The sequence below is a fragment of the Clostridium celatum DSM 1785 genome (assembly GCF_000320405.1).
In the GTDB taxonomy this organism is placed as follows: domain Bacteria; phylum Bacillota; class Clostridia; order Clostridiales; family Clostridiaceae; genus Clostridium; species Clostridium celatum.
In genome coordinates this window covers 1-16,708 of the sequence record NZ_KB291641.1, presented here as the reverse complement: position 1 = coordinate 16,708, position 16,708 = coordinate 1, and the positions used below count along the sequence as shown (strand labels likewise).

General features: G+C 27.3%; 18 protein-coding genes. 7 read left to right on the top strand and 11 right to left on the bottom strand.

What is annotated here, in order from left to right:
- Nucleotides 1-123 precede the first annotated feature (123 nt).
- From HMPREF0216_RS07650 to HMPREF0216_RS17325, 4 genes are all read right to left on the bottom strand, one after another.
- Nucleotides 124-360 (bottom strand): hypothetical protein, encoded by a 237-nt coding sequence (locus tag HMPREF0216_RS07650; protein WP_005213237.1) that lies wholly within the window; start codon nucleotides 358-360, stop codon nucleotides 124-126.
- Between the two features lie 27 nt (nucleotides 361-387).
- Complete coding sequence (locus tag HMPREF0216_RS07645) at nucleotides 388-1,167, bottom strand: ZIP family metal transporter (RefSeq protein WP_005213236.1); 780 nt, start codon at nucleotides 1,165-1,167, stop codon at nucleotides 388-390.
- Nucleotides 1,168-1,377: 210 nt separating this feature from the next.
- Nucleotides 1,378-3,579, bottom strand: coding sequence for a catalase/peroxidase HPI (katG, locus tag HMPREF0216_RS07640; protein ID WP_005213234.1), 2,202 nt, complete (start codon nucleotides 3,577-3,579; stop codon nucleotides 1,378-1,380).
- 232 nt (nucleotides 3,580-3,811) lie between these two features.
- Nucleotides 3,812-4,156, bottom strand: a complete 345-nt coding sequence (locus HMPREF0216_RS17325) for a MarR family transcriptional regulator (RefSeq protein ID WP_278244422.1) — start codon at nucleotides 4,154-4,156, stop codon at nucleotides 3,812-3,814.
- Between HMPREF0216_RS17325 and HMPREF0216_RS18240 the strand changes: the two genes are divergently transcribed.
- From HMPREF0216_RS18240 to HMPREF0216_RS07625, 3 genes are all read left to right on the top strand, one after another.
- A complete protein-coding gene (locus HMPREF0216_RS18240) occupies nucleotides 4,136-4,342 on the top strand; it encodes a 4Fe-4S dicluster domain-containing protein (protein ID WP_083875398.1) in 207 nt (68 codons plus the stop codon). The two genes, HMPREF0216_RS17325 and HMPREF0216_RS18240, sit on opposite strands and share 21 nt — an antisense overlap.
- A 117-nt stretch (nucleotides 4,343-4,459) precedes the next feature.
- Entirely contained in the window at nucleotides 4,460-4,735 is a 276-nt protein-coding gene (locus HMPREF0216_RS07630) for an autorepressor SdpR family transcription factor (RefSeq protein WP_005213231.1), read from the top strand.
- A complete protein-coding gene (locus HMPREF0216_RS07625; protein ID WP_005213230.1) occupies nucleotides 4,735-5,391 on the top strand; it encodes an SdpI family protein in 657 nt (218 codons plus the stop codon). The genes HMPREF0216_RS07630 and HMPREF0216_RS07625 overlap by 1 nt, the downstream gene beginning before the upstream one ends.
- A 79-nt stretch (nucleotides 5,392-5,470) precedes the next feature.
- Here HMPREF0216_RS07625 and HMPREF0216_RS07620 read toward each other — a convergent pair whose 3' ends face one another.
- A complete protein-coding gene (locus HMPREF0216_RS07620; protein WP_005213229.1) occupies nucleotides 5,471-6,220 on the bottom strand; it encodes a YwaF family protein in 750 nt (249 codons plus the stop codon).
- Nucleotides 6,221-6,370: 150 nt separating this feature from the next.
- A complete protein-coding gene (locus HMPREF0216_RS07615; RefSeq protein WP_005213227.1) occupies nucleotides 6,371-6,772 on the bottom strand; it encodes a MerR family transcriptional regulator in 402 nt (133 codons plus the stop codon).
- A 115-nt stretch (nucleotides 6,773-6,887) separates the two neighbouring features.
- Here HMPREF0216_RS07615 and HMPREF0216_RS07610 point away from each other — a divergent pair, with 115 nt between their 5' ends.
- The 3 genes from HMPREF0216_RS07610 to HMPREF0216_RS07605 are packed head-to-tail and all read left to right on the top strand — an operon-like array spanning nucleotide 6,888 to nucleotide 8,059.
- Nucleotides 6,888-7,733, top strand: a complete 846-nt coding sequence (locus HMPREF0216_RS07610) for an aldo/keto reductase (RefSeq protein WP_005213225.1) — start codon at nucleotides 6,888-6,890, stop codon at nucleotides 7,731-7,733.
- 39 nt (nucleotides 7,734-7,772) lie between these two features.
- On the top strand, nucleotides 7,773-7,862 hold the full coding sequence (locus tag HMPREF0216_RS18235; RefSeq protein ID WP_394371321.1) for a histidine phosphatase family protein: 90 nt from the start codon (nucleotides 7,773-7,775) through the stop codon (nucleotides 7,860-7,862).
- Nucleotides 7,859-8,059, top strand: a complete 201-nt coding sequence (locus HMPREF0216_RS07605) for a histidine phosphatase family protein (RefSeq protein ID WP_005213221.1) — start codon at nucleotides 7,859-7,861, stop codon at nucleotides 8,057-8,059. Before HMPREF0216_RS18235 ends, HMPREF0216_RS07605 begins: the two co-directional genes overlap by 4 nt.
- Nucleotides 8,060-8,152: 93 nt before the next feature.
- Here HMPREF0216_RS07605 and HMPREF0216_RS07600 read toward each other — a convergent pair whose 3' ends face one another.
- The 4 genes from HMPREF0216_RS07600 to HMPREF0216_RS07585 all read right to left on the bottom strand — a co-directional run bounded on the left by HMPREF0216_RS07600 (nucleotide 8,153) and on the right by HMPREF0216_RS07585 (nucleotide 14,018).
- Entirely contained in the window at nucleotides 8,153-9,487 is a 1,335-nt protein-coding gene (locus tag HMPREF0216_RS07600) for an MFS transporter (protein WP_005213218.1), read from the bottom strand.
- 126 nt (nucleotides 9,488-9,613) lie between these two features.
- On the bottom strand, nucleotides 9,614-10,684 hold the full coding sequence (locus HMPREF0216_RS07595; RefSeq protein ID WP_005213216.1) for an MFS transporter: 1,071 nt from the start codon (nucleotides 10,682-10,684) through the stop codon (nucleotides 9,614-9,616).
- Between the two features lie 546 nt (nucleotides 10,685-11,230).
- Entirely contained in the window at nucleotides 11,231-12,040 is an 810-nt protein-coding gene (locus HMPREF0216_RS07590; protein WP_005213213.1) for a hypothetical protein, read from the bottom strand.
- A 424-nt stretch (nucleotides 12,041-12,464) separates the two neighbouring features.
- Nucleotides 12,465-14,018: a P-loop NTPase family protein gene (locus HMPREF0216_RS07585; RefSeq protein ID WP_040419377.1), complete on the bottom strand. Its 1,554-nt coding sequence runs from the start codon at nucleotides 14,016-14,018 to the stop codon at nucleotides 12,465-12,467.
- A 387-nt stretch (nucleotides 14,019-14,405) separates the two neighbouring features.
- On the opposite strand from HMPREF0216_RS07585, the gene HMPREF0216_RS07580 reads away from it, so the two are divergent.
- Nucleotides 14,406-15,512, top strand: coding sequence for an endonuclease/exonuclease/phosphatase family protein (locus HMPREF0216_RS07580; protein ID WP_005213208.1), 1,107 nt, complete (start codon nucleotides 14,406-14,408; stop codon nucleotides 15,510-15,512).
- A gap of 313 nt (nucleotides 15,513-15,825) precedes the next feature.
- Here HMPREF0216_RS07580 and HMPREF0216_RS07575 read toward each other — a convergent pair.
- The coding region (locus HMPREF0216_RS07575) for an ABC transporter permease (RefSeq protein ID WP_005213205.1) at nucleotides 15,826-16,708 on the bottom strand (883 nt) is incomplete at its 5' end.

Below are 16,708 nucleotides of genomic sequence, written 5' to 3'. Positions count from 1 at the left end.
AAGCTATTTTTTCATATCAGCTTAACAGATTCAAAGTATTTTTACTATATGTATATTTTTATAATGTAAAATATACATATTAGTACCAATAAATTGTATTTAATAACTATTGCAATTATTCAATTATATTAATTTTATTAAAATAGTTATTACACCAAGAATTCCAAGGCATGTACCTACAACTTTATTTAACCTTTTAATCTCACACTTATTTGCAAATTTTGCGCTAACATAAGCAGCAATAACACAAAAGATTATAACTAATAACATTGGAATAAATTGCATTGTTGCTCCCATAGAAATATGGATTATAGCACCAGTTAAAGCAACTAAAGTCATATCCTTTAAGTCACTGAACATTGGAAAATTTAATTCCTTATTTAACTCTTATCCTAATGCTACATCTAAAATCATCATTAATACAAAACCTATAGCAAACCCAATTGTACCTATATTTGAATGTTCACCAGTAGATGATTCTGGAATTAGCTCTTCAACAACAACATAAATCATAGCCCCTGCTGCAAATGATAAAAGATATGGCATTATAGGTGTAAGTGCCTTAGAAAAAACAATTGTCAAAATTGCTCCTATAGGTTCAACAACTCCTGATAAAAAACCATAAAAGAATGACTTTCCTTTACTTATTCCTTCACTTTTTAGAGGCATTGATATAATAGCCCCTTCTGGAAAGTTTTGAATTGCAATACCAATTGATAATGCAAATGCTCCTGCAATAGTTATAGCACTTTCTGTACTCATCGCTCCTGCAAAAACAATTCCTACAGCCATTCCCTCTGGTATGTTATGCAATACAACAGCTAAAACTAACATTGTTGTTTTCCTTAACTTTTCACTTTTTACCCCTTCTGGTTTGTCATTATCTAAATGAAGATGTGGTATTACTTTATCTAAAATAAGCATAAATACTATACCTATTAATACACCTATTGCCGCTGGGAAAAATGCAAATTTATTCATATTAGAACTCATATCTATTGCTGGTATAATTAACGACCATACAGAAGCTGCAATCATTACGCCTGATGCAAAGCCAAGTAACGCCTTGTTAACTAATTGATTTAATTCTTTCTTCATAATAAAAACACAAGCAGCACCTAATGTAGTTCCTGCAAGTGGTATTAATAATCCCATTAAAATATTCATCTTATCACCTCTTTTAATTGATAATCATTTTCAATTATTTATATTATACTACTCTTTTTATATTTATTCCACTATATATATTTATTTTCTAAAAGTAAAAAAAAGACTAAGCAGTTATTTCTAAACATATAAAAATCAGCTGAAGCAATAATTGTTACTTCAACTGATTAATATCATAATTTAACTTTACGTTTTTTTTACTTTTCTTGGTTATTTCTTTATTTTAATATCAAAACGATCTGCATTCATTACTTTGTTCCAAGCAGCTATAAAATCACAAAGGAATTTTTCCTCATTGCCATTAGATGCATATACTTCAGCAATTGCACGAAGCTGTGAATTAGAACCAAATATAAGATCAACTCTTGTTGCTGTCCACTTTAACTTTCCTGTTTTTCTATCAATTCCTTCAAATCTATCTTCATCTTTAGATGTTGGTTTCCAAACTGTATCCATATCAAGAAGATTTACAAAGAAATCATTTGTAAGACATTCTGGTCTATGTGTAAATACACCATCTTTAGAGTGATTATAATTAGCATTTAATACACGCATACCACCAATTAATACTGTCATTTCAGGAGCTGTTAATGTTAATAGCTGTGCCCTATCAATTAACATTGCTTCTGGTCTTACTTGCAATTTATCTTTCATATAATTTCTAAATCCATCTGCCTTAGGTTCAAGTACACAGAAGGAGTTTATATCAGTTTGCTCTTGGGTTGCATCAGTACGCCCTGGAGTAAAAGGAACAATAATATCATACCCTGCATTTTTAGCAGCTTGTTCAATAGCAACACATCCACCAAGTACAATAATATCTGCTAGTGAAATTTTCTTACTTCCTGATTGTGACTTATTAAACTTTGACATTATTCCTTTTAATATATTTAAAACCTTCCTAAGTTCCTTTGGTTCATTAACTTCCCAATTTTTTTGTGGTTCAAGACATATTCTAGCTCCATTTGCTCCACCACGATAATCTGAACCACGGAATGTTGATGCAGAAGCCCAAGCTGTTCTAACAAGCTCTGATATTGATAATCCAGAGTCTAAAATTCTTTTCTTAAGATGTATTATATCCTTTTTATTAACTAATTTATGATTAACATTTGGCACAGGATCTTGCCAAATAAATACTTCCTTTGGAACATCTGGTCCAAGATATCTTGATATTGGTCCCATATCTCTATGAGTTAATTTGAACCATGCATGAACAAATGCATCAGCAAATTTTTCTGGGTTTTCCAAATAATCTTTTGCAATTCTTGCATATATAGGATCATTAATAAGGCCTAAATCTGCTGTAGTCATCATAGGTCTATGCTTTTTTAATGGATTATGAGCATCTACTACCATATCCTCTTCATCCACATTCATAGCTAACCATTGATATGCTCCTGCTGGGCTTTTAACTAGCTCCCACTCATATTTAAATAATGTTTTCAAATACCCCATATCCCACTGTATTGGATTTGCATTCCATGCACCTTCTATTCCACTAGTTATAGTATCTTCAGCTTTACCTTTTCCATAGCTATTCTTCCACCCAAGCCCTTGCTCCTCAATAGGTGCAGCTTCAGGTCCTGGCCCAACATATGTAGCTGGACCTGCGCCATGACATTTACCAAAAGTATGTCCACCTGCTATAAGTGCAACAGTCTCTTCATCATTCATAGCCATTCTTAAGAAAGTTTCTCTAATATCCTTAGCTGATGCTGCTGGATCTGGCTTTCCATTTGGTCCTTCTGGATTTACATAAATTAATCCCATTTGAACAGCAGCAAGTGGATTTTCAATCTCTCCACTATCTGCTAGTTTATTATCTCCAAGCCACTTTTCTTCATTTCCCCAATAAATATCTTCTTGAGGCTCCCAAACATCCTCACGTCCACCACCAAAACCTATCATCTTTATCCCCATAGATTCAAATGCACAGTTACCTGCTAGTATCATAAGGTCTGCCCAAGATATTTTATTTCCATATTTCTTTTTAATTGGCCAAAGCAACCTACGTGCCTTATCTAAATTAGCATTATCTGGCCAGGTATTAAGAGGTGATAATCTTTGCATTCCACGACCTCCACCACCTCTACCATCTCCAACTCTATAGCTTCCTGCACTATGCCATGCCATACGTATAAATAATCCTCCATAATGCCCATAGTCAGCAGGCCACCAATCCTTAGAATCTGTCATTAACTTAAATAAATCATTCTTTACTTCTTCAAGATCTAGTTTGTTAAATTCTTTAGCATAGTTAAAATACTTAGACATTGGATTACATAATTCTGAATTTTGATGAAGAATTTTAAGATTCAATTCATTTGGAAATAAACTCTTATTAGTATGTTGTTCACTTGCTATAGGCATACTTGTATTACCTGTCACAGGACACTTCGATTCAGGCATATATTATCATTCCCCCTTAAATTTAATTAAGCTAACATTACAAAAATTAATACTACTTACTGTATTATATAAATTTATAAATAATGATATAACTTACTGCCTATAAAAAATAAGGCTTTGTTTTAAAATAATGTAAAAATAAACATAATATAAAGGATGTCTGAATTTTAGCTATCCCTGTCAAGTAGACAGAGAGCATATCAATTCAGACATCCTTTTAAGTCACAATAGTTTAAGATTGTTCATTATTATTTTTCAACTCTTTTATAAATTTAATAATTATATCCTGTTCTTGTGGTGTATAATTGCTAGCTATTTTTAAAAGAAAATTATGATTTTCTTTATGAAGTTCATTATGAATTATATTAATTTTTTCTCCGAGACTAGTTAATTTATAGAAAATCTTTTTTTGATTACTGTCATCTTTATATGTAGTAATAAGTTTTTTTTCTATCAAACGATTGGCTATTTTAGAAATTCCACCTCTAGTCATGCTTAATTTTTCAGCAATCATAATTCCATTAGGTTCCTTTATATTTGCAATACATGATATTACATGGCATTCTGTATGTGTAATCTGATTAAAGATAATTTCTATGTAAATGAGGATTGTATTAAATGTAGCACATGTATAAAAGTATGCCCAAGAGCAAATGTATCTTATGATAAATCAAAAAATATTAAATTTAGTAAACATTGCGAATCTTGTCTTTCATGTGTAAATAATTGCCCAAAGACGGCTATTAAAGTCAAAAATGATTAGTACCCTATACCATAGTTTTTTCTATGGTATAGGGTACTTTTTAGTTTACTATTTAATCATATAGATTTTATATTTAATCATATAGATAATTATCTAAATGAAATTGGAGGTAAACTAATGCCACTTCAAAATACTTTTAAAGCCTTATCTGATCCTACAAGACGTGAAATATTAGCACTTCTTCGAGATGGGAAGATGTCAGCAGGTGAAATTGCAAGTAAATTTGATATGACACAAGCAACAATTTCACATCATCTTTCAATCTTAAAAAAAGCTGATTTGATAATAGAAGATAAACAATGGAAATATATTTATTATGAGTTAAACATATCTGTTTTTGAAGAAATAATGATGTGGCGATCTCAATTTAATATAAAAAAGGGGGGATTCTAATGAAAACTAATTTTAAAAAGGTGCTGTTAATAATTTTTATATTTTTACCATTAATAATAACTCTTATATCTTTAAATTATTTGCCTGACTTAATACCAGCTCATTATGGATTTAATGGAGAAGTTACAAGATGGGGAAGTAAATATGAATCTTTAATATTACCAATAATGTATGTTGTCATTTGTATCATAAGCCTTATATGTACAAATTATGCTGCAAAGAAACCTGAAAACAAAAATAACATTAAAAGTTTAAATGCTTGTACTGTAGTTCTAGCAATTACTTTTAATGTCCTAACCATAAGTTTTCTAATATCAGATTTTAATAAGATAACTAATATAAATAATGCATTTTCAAGTAAATTAATATATATGGCTTTAGGAATAGGATTTATTATATTAGGAAATTATCTTCCAAAATGTAAAAGAAACAACTTTATAGGAATAAGAACATCACTAACGCTATCAAATGATGATATATGGTTTAAGACTCATAGATTTGGTGGTAAAGTCTTTGTTGTTTTTGGATTTATATTTACTATAATATCATTAATTATTCCAGTAAATATTACTATGCCTATTTTAATCATTTCTTTAATAATTCTTACAATAGTAGTATCTGTATATCCTAAAAAGCTAGTAAATAAAAAGAATTAAACTTATGCTATAAATTTAAATCAAAAAAGTAGTAATAAATACACTATCATTTATTACTACTTTTTTATAATAAATAGCTTCATATATCTATTAAGCTATACTGGCATCTTTTCATCAAATTAGAAATTACATATACTATAAAATACCATAATACTAAACCTAAAAAAGTTAATACTTCTAAATATAGAATATAATAATCTCCATTTCCTAACAGCTCTAAAGCACTATTTTTAGAAGCAAAGTTAGAAGTAAAACTTATAAACATATAGTTTGTTTTATATATTTCATTAAATATCCCAATAGGTATTCCTATAAGTTGAAGTATTGCAAAGCTCTTTATACAATCTATAAATTTAATTCTATAATCATAAACCACATAGAAATATAGTGGTATAACTATTATGCTAATATGACATACATAAAATTGATAATATCTAAAATACTCATCTGATAATGATAGATCAGGTAGTAATAAACTAGCTATTCCTCCTAATATTCCTACAAAAAACAAGAATTTAAATAATTTTTTAGACTTATTAAAGCAAAGTATTATACATAATATATTGCTTATAAAACAGATATGTAAAGGAATAGTATCAAAATTAAATCCAGAATCATGCCATTTTAAAATATAGTATAAAGCTAAAAAAGAAAAAGACACAATAGCTAGTCCATACCTAATATACATATCTAATCTTTTGTTGTTTCTCAATTTATGCTTAAAGGTTATTAATAAAACAATTAAAAATAGTAATATAAAAATAGGACGTATTTTTTCATTTTTAGATAACTCATAATTCAGCATTGGCTCTAAAGAAAAAAAGTTCATGCCACTACTCCCCTTAAATATTTATACTTTAAATATACAGGGTTAAAAACTACATTATGACAACTAATATTAATAAGTTCAAACTTTTTATTAACTGCTTTTTAAAAGCATTCTCTTAAAGAAAAAAGACCAAATATTTATTTTAATATCTTATTTATTTTCTACCTTAGTTAAATTGCTTATATATTCTATTTTCCCATCTAATACATCATCGTAGAAAGATTGTTTATTGTCAATAAAGTCAATACATTCATTAATTTCATTGATTTTTTTCAATAAAGATTTCTTTGATTCATTAAGCATTTCTTTTCTTTGAGGAATTGTAGATGGACCTTCTATGCAATAATTCATATAAAGTTTCATATCTTTAATGCTCATACCACACTTTCTCAAGCATTGTAATCCCTTTAGCCATGCAATATTTTTTTCGTCAAAAATACGATAGTTATTTTTATCTCTTTTTACCGCTGGCACCAAACCCTCTTTGCAATAAAATTTCAATGTTTCGTAAGATATTCCAACCTGCTGACATACCTCTTTAGGTGTATACATAAAATTACCTCCTAATTTCAAAAAAATTTTTTAAAAAAACTCTTGCTCGGTAGCAACTACCGACTGGTAATATTATTATAAAATACAAAATACTAAAAATAAAGGAGAAATTTAAATGCAATATGTAACTTTAAATAACGGAATAAATATGCCAGCAGTTGGATTTGGAGTTTTTCAAATCACTGATAAAGAAGAATGTATTAGGGTTGTGCTAGATGCTATTGATGTTGGATACAGATTAATTGATACAGCACAATCTTATGGAAATGAAGAAGCAGTTGGAGAAGCTATTGCTAAATCATCAGTACCTAGAAAGGATTTATTTATTACAACTAAAGTATGGATTAGCAATGGAGGATATGATAAAGCAAAGAAATCTATTGAATCTTCTTTAAAGAAAATGAAGTTGGATTATTTGGATTTAGTATTAATCCACCAACCACTAAATGATTACTATGGAACTTATAGAGCTATGGAGGATTTATATAAAGAAGGTAAAATTAAAGCTATAGGTGTATCAAACTTCTATCCTGACCGTTTAGTTGACTTAGCTTTATTTAATGAAATAACACCAGCAGTAAACCAAATTGAAATTAATCCATTCCATCAACAATTATTGGCACAGGATTATAATAGCAAGTATGGGGTACAACTACAAGCATGGGCACCTTTTGCAGAAGGAAGAAATGGAATATTTGATAATACTACTTTAAAGACAATTGGAGACAAGTATGGTAAATCAATTGCACAAGTTATTTTAAGATGGTTACTTCAAAGAGGAATTGTTCCACTATCAAAAACTGTGAATAAAGAAAGAATGTTACAGAATATAGATATTTTCGACTTTGAATTAACTAAAGATGATATGGATAAAATTTCCACTTTAGATAAAAAAGAAAGTTCTTTCTTTAACCATCAAGAAGCATCATCAATAGAAATGTTAGCAAGTCTTATTAGATAGAAGTTGAACTAACATATACTTAAATTGGAAGAGAAATTTATGAAAAAAATATTGTACTTAATGAGACATGGACAAACATTATTTAACGTTAGGAGAAAAATCCAAGGGTGGTGCGATGCTCCATTATGAAAAATGATGACCATAAAACAGTTTTAGCTGTTTCTCATGGAGCTGCTTGTCGTCAATTTATGAGATACTGGGCTCATACTAGTGATGTTGATCAAAAAGAAAGATTAGGTAATTGCTGCATACTAAAATTTGAATTTGAAAATGATGAATTTAAATTAATAGAAATAATAAATCATGATTTTAGTAAAATTTCTTAAAAATCTATATTATATATTATAAAGGTCGGCAAATTAGCCGACTTTTTCTTTGTAATTTTTTTAAATTCACTTGTTAATATCTCCCTACCCACTTTAAAAGTCTGCTGTATTAAAGCTTTTCTTTCTTAAAAATATAAAAATTACAAATACTAAAACAGTAAATATAAATAATCCTGGAAAAAGCCATACTTTATTTAAATTATATACATAAGCCGATATTAAAGGCCCTACTGCATAACCTAAAGATTCGCAAGCACCTACAAATCCAAATACAATTCCTTCACTTTTTTTATCTTCTCCAAACTTTAATAGAGAGTTTTGTAATCCTGAATTTAAAAATGTTGCTCCTAAAAAATATATAATAATAGCTACTGTAAATATGCTTATCTTTCTTACTATTGATAATGCACCTAAAGCTATTATCATAAAGATAAATGATATAAATAACTGCTTCTTTACTCCAATCTTATCACTAGTAAATCCACCTATAGGTGCAAATATCCCAAAGATAAATAAATACACGGATATTATTACAGATGTATAAAAGGTACTAGACCCTAAAACCTCTTGCCCATAAAAAGGAAATATTGACACTATACAACCATATATAAAATCTCCTAATAAAGCTATTATCCCTAAAAGAACTATCTTAGCTAAAAGCTTCTTCTCCTTTATGGTTTTAAATATATTACCTATTTTACTTTTAAAATTACCTTTCTTATTTTCAATATTGCTTCTATTATCTCTCTTATTTTCAAAGGCAGTTATATTATCTTTTACATTTTCATCATTACATTTATCTATATTTTTATTATCTAACCTACTACTTTTTGCTGTATCTTTGCTATTTACATCAGCCTTCTTTATTTTCATAATTATAAAAACTACTGTTAAAATAATTCCTATAGAAGACATATAAAATACTAAGTTATAGTTATTTAGCTTTGTAACTATAAATCCACCTATAATAGAAGCAATAGCTCCACTTAATGTAAATACTGCTGAAGCATATCCTGTACACTGCCCTCTTTTTTCTTCATCTAAAGATCTAGCTAATAAAGAAAAAACTGCTGGTGCAGACATTCCAAGTATTGCTCCCTGTGCAATATAAATAATACTAGCTATTAAACTACTACTATTTAAAGTATACAAAAAAGGGATTATAGCCATTAATATAAATGCTATTATTAATAATAACTTATCTCCAATTTTGTTTGTAATAGCTCCAAAAACTAATTGCATTAAAGCCTTACTTAAACCATAAGAAGACATAACTCCTCCTATAATCAAGCTACTTAATCCTAAAGAATTAAAATATAAAGGGATTATAGGTATCATTAAACTATAACTAAATCCAAAAGCAAATCTTTGAATACAAAAATATAAAAGCTCCTTTTTGCTGAATAATATATTATTCTTTAAATTCATAATAAACCTCGTTACCTCTAAAGATTACTTCACTTTATTATTTATCATTACAGCTTTTTTATACTTTTATAAATTTGCTTATTAAACTATCTTTGCAAAAAACAATTATAGACTATATTAACTACCTTATATTTTAGACTTATTAAACAAAGCTAAGTAAATAATCGTTACTAAAACAGACACTATTAACAATCCTAAAAATAAAAAGTTCTTATTATACTCATAAATATAAGATGAAACTAATGGACCTACTGCATACCCTAATGATTCAGAAGCCCCAACAATACCAAAAACAAGACCTTTAATCTCAGGATAAGCTCCAAATTCTGAAAGACAACTTTGTACAGAAGCATTTAAATATGTGGCTCCTAAAAAATACAATATAATTATTACTGTAAATATAGTTATATTCCTAGTTATTATTAATCCTAGCAAAGTAAAATTCATTAAAAGAAAAGAATATAAAAACTGCTTTCTATTCCCTATCTTATCACTAACCCATCCTGCTATTGGTGCTGCTAAACCAAAGACTAATAAATAAACTGATATTATAGCAGAAGTATATCCTGTTGATACATTAAGTACATCCTGTCCATAAAAATGAATTAAAGCCACAACACAAGAATAAATATAATCACCTAAAAAAGCACTACTTGATAAAATAATAATCTTATATACAAATCCTCTATTCTTTATCTCATATAAAATCTCTCCTATACTGGCCTTATTATTTATCTTACCCTTTTCAACTTTTACTTTATCAACTCTAATAACTACATATATCAATGTAAGAAATATTCCTAAAGCAGCTATATTAAAAGCCATATTAAAACTATTAAATTTTGATAATATAAAACTTGCAATAGCAGCACCTATACCTCCACCTAAAGTAAATACTGCTGAAGCAAGCCCTGTGCATTCCCCTCTTCTCTTAACATTTAAAGTTCTTGCAAGTACAGAATAAGTAGCTGGTGCTGCCATTCCAAGAATAGCTCCTTGAATAACATACAAACTTCCAGCCTTAAAAGTTGTATCAGAAAATATATAACCTATAGGTACTAATGCCATTAACATTAAAGCTATTTTCAACGTTAATTTATCTCCTACCTTATCAGAAACAACACCAAAAGGAATTTGCATCAATGTTTTACTTACTCCATATAAAGAAATTACCATTCCTATAGTTATGGTTTCCATTCCTATACTCTAAAAAAACAAAGGTATTATAGGTATCATAACGCTATAGCTTATTCCAAAAAGCAATCTATATATACAAAATCCTCTAAATTTCTTATCTTGCAGTATAAACTGCTTTTTCACATTCCCCATACTTTTATTCCTCTTTCTCCTTAACAAATATATAATACGGTTACACGCTTGCTTATTTATAAATATTGTAATTTAACTTAATTTATAACATTACACTTATTAAAATTTCACATATTGTTTTATATTTAAACTTAACAAATATTTATAGATACAATATAAGATTCAACAATACTTTTTTATTTCTTTCTACTTTAATACTTATTTACGATGATTTTATTTAAATGTATATTGGTTATTTATTAATCAAAAAAAGCTCTGCATCAGATACAGAGCTTTTTTAAACTACTTATATTTAATTTAAAACATATCTATTTTATAATTTACCATTTTATATATCTGATTTTATTAGTCTTATAATAAAACATTCGGTTATTTTGCATTGTAAATTGCTGCAATAAAATAAATTTATATTATTTAATTAAAATTAAATTCATCAACAACAATTGCTGGAATTGTCTTTTGAGCTCCCATTACAGTTTGATAAGTGTGTTCCATTACAAATGTTCCTTTAATTGTAATATAATCATCTTCTAATATATTTCCATTACTCAATAATTCATTATCTACTTCAATCAATACTATTTGGTCATAATTATCATCAATAGCCATTCTATATTGAGTATAACCATCAGCTTTCATAACTTGAACAATCCTTCCCGAAAAAGTTACTAACTTCATAGCATTTTCAGTAGGATTTCTAGCTATATCTTCATATGTTAATCCAGTATTATACTTTTGAGCTTCAGCTTCTTTCTTAGCTTGTTCTTCAGCTTCCCTTTTTGCTTTTTCCTCTGCTTCTTTTGCTTCTTGCTCTGCTTTTAATTTAGCCTCTTCTTCTGCTTTCTTTGCTTCTTCTTCTGCCTTAAGTCTAGCTTTCTCTTCCTCAGTTGCTTTTTTAACTTCCTCAATCTTTGCATCAACTAACTCTTTTTCAGAACTATTTAATGATAAATATTCCTCTGCAGTTGATACCTTTTTATTAAGTTCTTCATTCTTAGCTTCAACTTTAGCTTTATTCTCTTCATTTTTAATTTCATTCTCTTTAAGCTCCTGTATCTCTTTAGTTAGAGTTTCATTTTCTGCTTTAAGTTTATTTAATTCATCATCATTTGAACATCCAGTAAATAATATTGAGATCATTGCAAAGCATACCATCAATATAGTAATTCTACTTTTTAATATTTTTAGTAAAACTCCTTTTTCTTGATTTTGCTTTTTTCTCATTATCATTCCCCTAAAATTATTATATTCTCATATATATTTTATTTTTATAAATATTATAGTATAACTTATTTTTTAATTTTAGTATGAAAATATCTATTTTAGATTATCTTATGTACTACTTATTTATATATGTACTACTTATTTATAAATATCATAATTTATAACATTGTGTTTGTTAAAATTTCACATATTGTTCTATATTTAAACTTAACAAATATTTACATCTAAAATATAAGATTTATCAGTACTTTTTTATTTCTTTCTAGTTTAATACTCATTTACGATGATTTTATTTAAAAGTAGTCTCTCTTTTATTACATTCATAAAAAAAGTAGAGACAGATTTATTATCTATCTCTACTAATTACAACTCTTCCCTCAATAACTGTGGTTCCCATTACTAATATTACATCTTTTAATAATACTTATACCCAAATTATAAATATCTTTTTATCATTTATAATAACTTCTTCACTTTTATATTCTTTATTCTTATTAAAATTATAAATTACAAGATATCCAGAGTCTAAATCTTTAATATCTAAATAATCATATAACTGCTTTAAACCCTTTTGGTGATATTCTTCACCTCTCCAAATTTTAAGCTCTACTAAATATTTTTCCTTTAGATATGTAATAACAATATCTAATCTCTTTTCTTCCGATACTTGAACTTCTTTAAAGTCAAATCCAACACCATTTATAATAGGCTTTATAAATGCTAAGAATAACAGTCTTCCTTCACGCTCTATAAACTTAGAATCTATGGTGCTATATTGTTCTTTTATAAATTGTTGAAATCTTAAAAGTATCTTTTTAAAATCTAAGCCCGTACTTGTTATAAAATTATCTTTAAAATTATAAGAACTCATATCCACTTTATTCTCTAACTTAGACGAATAATAATTGTATAATCTTTGTTCAAAAACTCTATTAGATATCTTTACTTTTCCATTTAAGTTTTTAAAATATCCAAATATTTCTCCAATATTTATAATTGGATTATCAATATTAAAACTCTTATCTTCTCCATTCATTATTAAATCAAAAATATATTCTTTTAATTCTTCATTATTTTCTATATTTTTAATTAAATCATCAAATAAAGTATTACTTTCTGAAAGTAGTAATTTCATAGCTTTTATTAAAGTTTCTTCATTCCATTTAAAATCTTCTTCTATAAGTTTTTCATCAATTATTTGACATATTCTACTTACTAAAAAAGGGTAGCCACTAGTATATTCATATAATAACTCAGATATATATTCTATATCCATATTCACATTTTTATCTGATGAGTATTCCCTTAACATTGAACTTATTTCTAAACTATTAAAGCTCATATCTATATCAAAATTTACTGCTATATTCCAAGGACTGTTATACTTCTTTTCATCATCATTTCTAAATTTTAGCTTTAAATTTTTAATATCATAAACTCCAGCTAATATAACACTACTAAAGGTTCTGTCCTTACCTTGTTGTCTTAATAAATACTTATTTCTAAGCATTCCTAAAAAGCTTAAAAATAGTTGATTGTTTGAACTTTTATCTACTTCATCTATAAATAAAACAACTTCCTTTTTACTCTCTTTAATAAATTTAGTTATTACTTTAGATAAATCTCTTAAATTTTTAACATCAGTAGCGATACTTAATAATCTTTTACTCTCATTTTCATTAATAAATTCAAGATTATCTGCCATTAATTCAATAAAAACATTAGAAAAGCTTTCCTCTTTAAGAAATACTTCATCTCCTATTCCTTCAAAACTTATACTTATAACTAAATACTCATCTTTTAATCTTTGCTCAAGCATAAACATTGTAGTAGTTTTCCCGTACTGTCTTGGCCTATTTATTACAAAGTAATCTCTTCTATCTATTAATTCTTTTATTTTATTAAGTTTATTATCTATATTAACCATGTAATGCATACTTGGTATACAAACTCCTGTAGAGTTAAATCTTTTATTCATATATTCATTTTCCTCCACCTTGATTCTTACTTTAATTATAACTTAATTGTTATGTTAATAAAATATATATATTACTTAATATTTTCGTTATCTTATATATGTTTATCTACATCCTTTATCATAATAAAATCTTTTATTTTTTCCAATATATGATAAAATATTTATAACTATAAGGGTACAGTTCATTCCATTAATATAAAAGATTATACAGGCAAAACCTTTTTTTACGAAACGAGGATACAAAGTTATTAAAAAACAAAATGTAGAAAAAAATGGAGTTTGGTTACAGAATTATGTTATGGAAAAATAAATAACTTTAATTTATACATTAGATTTAATGAATACTATTTATATTAAATATAAAGATAAAGTACAGGGAGGTTAAACATGAAGAAAGCAACAAAAAAAATTCTTATTATAATTTCTAGTTTATTTTTATTACTTGCAATTTTTGCTGGTGGTTATGCAATATATATGAATGCAACATACTACCGTATTGATGATAATCTATCCTTAGAAATTACAAATAATCAAAATGATATTTTAAAAACTAATACCAATTACTCAGCCCTTACATATAATATTGGGTTTGGTGCTTATGATCAAAACTATTCATTCTTTATGGATACTGGAGCAATGGCAAATGGTACTGCTGTTACAGGGAAATCTTCAAGGGGAAGTAGCAAAGAAACTGTTTTAAAAAATACTAATGGATCTACAGATATAATAAAAGAATTGTCTACTGACTTTGTTGTGCTTCAAGAAGTTGATGTAAAAGCAACTCGTAGTTACAATATCAATCAAAAAGAAACTATAGAAAATGCATTAAGTGATTATGGAAGTGTCTTTACTCTTAATTTCCATGCACCATATATGATATATCCTTTTAACGAACCACATGGTAGTGTAAAATCTGGCCTACTTACCCTAGCTAAATATAAGGTAAGCTCAGCAACACGTATTAGCTATCCTGTAGATACTAGCTTTTTTACTAAATTCTTTGATTTAGATAGATGCTTTACAATTACTCGTTATGAAGTTTCAAACGGTAAGGAATTAGTATTAATAAATAATCATATGTCTGCTTATGATGAAGGTGGTATAATACGTGCCAAACAACTTGAACTTCTTAATACAACTATGAAGGAAGAATATGATAAAGGTAATTATGTAATAGTAGGTGGAGATTTTAATCATGCTCTAAATATAGATGATGATACATTTATATCAGAACAATTAGTCCCTGATTGGGTGTACCTTTTAACTGATGAAAATCTACCTAAAGGCATGAGCATTGTTAACGCTTCTAACAACACTACTGTTCCAACTTGTAGAACTGCTGATATTCCTTATACAAAAGATGTAAACTATACTTCTGTATTAGATGGTTTTATTATTTCTGACAATATTATAGCTACTGCTGAAAATATTGATGCTGATTTTATGTATAGTGATCACAATCCTGTAAAATTAACTTTTAAATTAAAAGAATAATAAAAAAATGCTGTCTACATATAAAGCGTGGCCAGCATTTTTATAATTAACCCATTGTACTAGACAACACTGTGATAAAATATAATTATCACTTAAGTATTCTATATCAATATTATAATTACTTTATGATACTAGCATAATAATCATATCTATAAATATCGTCCTTCTTATCTAATTTGGCATTAATTATTTTATTATAAACTTTATCAGAGCGTATTTCTGTAATTTTCATAACTCCATCTCCTTTAATTACTAATACTAAGGTATTACGTAACGTTAAAATCAAGAGTTTTTATAAACTTTCGTATTATAGCTAATTATCTATAACTGTTTTATAGGCAATATAAGTAGCATAGAAGTATCCGCCATAGATTACCACAAAAATTAAAGTTGTGATAAGTGCTGAAAATAATATGTCATAGTTACCAAAAGTTTTTAGATACTGCTCTATAATGTTTACTCCAACAATTGAGTGAATTATTGCTAATGATAAAGGCAGCATGAAGAAAGTTAATACTTCAATTAAAATACTTTTATTAATCTGACTTCTTGAAGCTCCTATCTTCTTTAATGCTTCATATCTTTCAATGGATTCATTGCATTGTGATAACTGTTGAAGTGCTAAAACAGCTGCGCTAGAAAGTAAAAATACTATTCCTATATATATTGCTATAAACAATATAATGGTTGACATTCCTATGCTTTCATAATAAGCCATTTCTTTTGTCATACCACTTAATTTAATTTCATTTTTAAAGTAATCTGTCCCCATACTAACATATTTATTAAGTAATATATTATATTCATTTTGCTTTTCTTCCCTTTTGTCTCCCACATAATTAATATTTATATATTCACCTGTAGGCGTTAATCCTTCACAAAAGTTATCTGGCATAATCAATGAAAATATATTGTTGCTAGAAGGAGATGTAGCTAAAGAATCCTGTAGAACTTCCTTCTTTCCAATTTTATAAGCTTTATCACCAATAGTAATCTGATCATTTTCCTCAAAGAACCTTTCAATAGTTGGAAGTAAATTATCAAAGTTTGAAGCAATATAAACTTTATCCTGATCTAGCTTCAAAGGTTCTTCTCCTAGTAGTTCTCTATTTTTATTAAAATCTGTTATTGATATTACTTGTGATTTTTCAAAGATAGGATTATAATTTATCGGTTTTGACCTTGATAGTATTTCT

Bases quoted from the DNA above. Each gene is read 5' to 3' on its own strand.
- HMPREF0216_RS07610 (WP_005213225.1), top strand. From the start codon at position 6,888: ATGCAATATGTAACTTTAAATAACGGAATAAATATGCCAGCAGTTGGA.
- HMPREF0216_RS07625 (WP_005213230.1), top strand. From the start codon at position 4,735: ATGAAAACTAATTTTAAAAAGGTGCTGTTAATAATTTTTATATTTTTA.
- HMPREF0216_RS07595 (WP_005213216.1), bottom strand. From the start codon at position 10,684: ATGGAAACCATAACTATAGGAATGGTAATTTCTTTATATGGAGTAAGT.
- HMPREF0216_RS07600 (WP_005213218.1), bottom strand. From the start codon at position 9,487: ATGAATTTAAAGAATAATATATTATTCAGCAAAAAGGAGCTTTTATAT.
- HMPREF0216_RS07650 (WP_005213237.1), bottom strand. From the start codon at position 360: ATGTTCAGTGACTTAAAGGATATGACTTTAGTTGCTTTAACTGGTGCT.
- HMPREF0216_RS07620 (WP_005213229.1), bottom strand. From the start codon at position 6,220: ATGAACTTTTTTTCTTTAGAGCCAATGCTGAATTATGAGTTATCTAAA.
- HMPREF0216_RS07580 (WP_005213208.1), top strand. From the start codon at position 14,406: ATGAAGAAAGCAACAAAAAAAATTCTTATTATAATTTCTAGTTTATTT.
- HMPREF0216_RS07590 (WP_005213213.1), bottom strand. From the start codon at position 12,040: ATGAGAAAAAAGCAAAATCAAGAAAAAGGAGTTTTACTAAAAATATTA.
- HMPREF0216_RS18240 (WP_083875398.1), top strand. From the start codon at position 4,136: ATGGCATTCTGTATGTGTAATCTGATTAAAGATAATTTCTATGTAAAT.
- HMPREF0216_RS07585 (WP_040419377.1), bottom strand. From the start codon at position 14,018: ATGAATAAAAGATTTAACTCTACAGGAGTTTGTATACCAAGTATGCAT.
- HMPREF0216_RS07630 (WP_005213231.1), top strand. From the start codon at position 4,460: ATGCCACTTCAAAATACTTTTAAAGCCTTATCTGATCCTACAAGACGT.
- HMPREF0216_RS07615 (WP_005213227.1), bottom strand. From the start codon at position 6,772: ATGTATACACCTAAAGAGGTATGTCAGCAGGTTGGAATATCTTACGAA.
- katG (WP_005213234.1), bottom strand. From the start codon at position 3,579: ATGCCTGAATCGAAGTGTCCTGTGACAGGTAATACAAGTATGCCTATA.
- HMPREF0216_RS18235 (WP_394371321.1), top strand. From the start codon at position 7,773: ATGAAAAAAATATTGTACTTAATGAGACATGGACAAACATTATTTAAC.
- HMPREF0216_RS07645 (WP_005213236.1), bottom strand. From the start codon at position 1,167: ATGAATATTTTAATGGGATTATTAATACCACTTGCAGGAACTACATTA.
- HMPREF0216_RS07605 (WP_005213221.1), top strand. From the start codon at position 7,859: ATGAAAAATGATGACCATAAAACAGTTTTAGCTGTTTCTCATGGAGCT.